Below are 1827 nucleotides of genomic sequence, written 5' to 3' on the forward strand. Positions count from 1 at the left end.
ACCGGATGCCACCGGCACCGACTCCTACGAGGCCAACCGCAACCTCGTGCTCACCGACGGCGCGCGCGCCGACTCGATCCCGAACCTCGAGATCGAGACCGGCGACATCCAGGGCGCGGGTCACGCCAGCGCCACGGGTCGCTTCGACGACGAGCAGCTGTTCTACCTGCAGGCTCGCGGCATCGCCGAAGACGAGGCGCGCCGCCTGGTCGTGCTCGGCTTCCTCAGCGAGATCGTGCAGCGCATCGGCATCCCCGAGCTCGAGACCGAGCTCACCGCCGCGATCGAGCGCGAGCTGGCCGAGGGGGTTGCCGCGTGAGCGCGACCCGCGCCTGCGCGCTGAGCGAACTCGTCCAGGACGAGGCCCGTCGCGTCGAGATCGACGGCGTCGCGATCGCCGTCGTCCTCGACGGCAACGGTGACGTGCACGCGATCGGCGACGTCTGCACGCACGGCGACATCTCGCTCTCCGACGGGTTCGTCGAGGGCGAGACGCTCGAGTGCTGGGCCCACGGCTCGGCGTTCTCGCTGAAGACCGGCCGCCCGTTGAACCTCCCGGCTTACGAGCCGGTCCCCGTGTTCGAGGTCGTGATCGACGGAGACGACGTGCTCATCGATCCGTCCGTCACCAAGGCGACGGCCTGAGCCGCGCCCGACCCGAGACTTTACGAGTAAGGAATCACCCCCATGTCTGTCCTCGAGATCCGCGACCTCCACGTGACGGTCGAGACGGAGAACGGTACGACCCCGATCCTCAACGGCGTGACGCTGACCATGCGCACCGGTGAGACCCACGCCATCATGGGCCCCAACGGCTCCGGCAAGTCGACCCTGGCGTACACGATCGCCGGTCACCCCAAGTACACCGTCACGAGCGGCTCGATCACGCTCGACGGCGAAGACGTCCTCGAGATGAGCGTCGACGAGCGCGCCCGCGCCGGACTCTTCCTGGCGATGCAGTACCCGGTCGAGATCCCGGGCGTCACGGTCACCAACTTCCTGCGCACGGCCAAGACGGCGATCGACGGCGAGGCACCGGCGATCCGCAGCTGGACCAAGGACGTCAAGGGCGCCATGGAGAACCTGCGCATGGACGCGAAGTTCGCGTCGCGCAATGTCAACGAGGGCTTCTCGGGCGGTGAGAAGAAGCGTCACGAGATCCTCCAGCTCGAACTCCTCAAGCCGAAGATCGCCGTGCTCGACGAGACCGACTCCGGCCTCGACGTCGATGCGCTCAAGATCGTGTCGGAGGGCGTGAACCGCGCGAAGGAGCAGACCGACCTCGGTGTGCTGCTCATCACGCACTACACCCGCATCCTGCGCTACATCCGCCCCGACTTCGTGCACGTCGTGGTCAAGGGCCGCATCGTCGAAGAGGGCGGCCCCGAGCTCGCCGACCGACTCGAGGAAGAGGGCTACGACCGCTTCCTCGAGGCCGGTACGCCGATCGACGCGTAAGATCGTTACATGACCGCAACGCTCGCTCCCGAGAAGTACGACGAGGTCACCGAGGCCCTGAAAGACGTCATGGACCCCGAACTGGGGATCAACGTCGTCGACCTCGGCCTCATCTACGATCTCGCGTGGGACGACGAGAACGACGCGCTCGTCATCCACATGACCCTGACCTCGGCCGGGTGCCCCCTGACCGACGTCCTCGAAGAGCAGACGGCTCAGGCCCTCGACAATGTCGTGGACCGCTTCCGCATCAACTGGGTGTGGATGCCGCCGTGGGGCCCCGAGCGGATCACCGATGACGGCCGCGACATGATGCGCGCCCTCGGCTTCGCGATCTGAGCACTCTCGTCGAATGCCCACCCCTCGAGG

4 protein-coding genes are annotated in these 1827 nt (G+C 67.1%); all 4 read left to right on the forward strand.

Annotation, left to right across the window (positions count from 1 at the left end):
* A partial coding sequence (locus tag NS220_RS18170) for a SufD family Fe-S cluster assembly protein (RefSeq protein WP_193755417.1) occupies positions 1-319 on the forward strand: 319 nt, incomplete at its 5' end.
* On the forward strand, positions 316-645 hold the full coding sequence (locus NS220_RS18175; RefSeq protein ID WP_058625385.1) for a non-heme iron oxygenase ferredoxin subunit: 330 nt from the start codon (positions 316-318) through the stop codon (positions 643-645). The genes NS220_RS18170 and NS220_RS18175, both read left to right, overlap by 4 nt.
* Before the next feature lie 42 nt (positions 646-687).
* Positions 688-1458 (forward strand): Fe-S cluster assembly ATPase SufC, encoded by a 771-nt coding sequence (gene sufC, locus NS220_RS18180; protein ID WP_058625386.1) that lies wholly within the window; start codon positions 688-690, stop codon positions 1456-1458.
* Positions 1459-1467: 9 nt separating this feature from the next.
* Positions 1468-1797, forward strand: a complete 330-nt coding sequence (locus NS220_RS18185; protein ID WP_013586729.1) for a metal-sulfur cluster assembly factor — start codon at positions 1468-1470, stop codon at positions 1795-1797.
* Positions 1798-1827 lie beyond the last annotated feature (30 nt).

The organism is Microbacterium testaceum, assembly GCF_001476655.1.
GTDB lineage: Bacteria > Actinomycetota > Actinomycetes > Actinomycetales > Microbacteriaceae > Microbacterium > Microbacterium testaceum_C.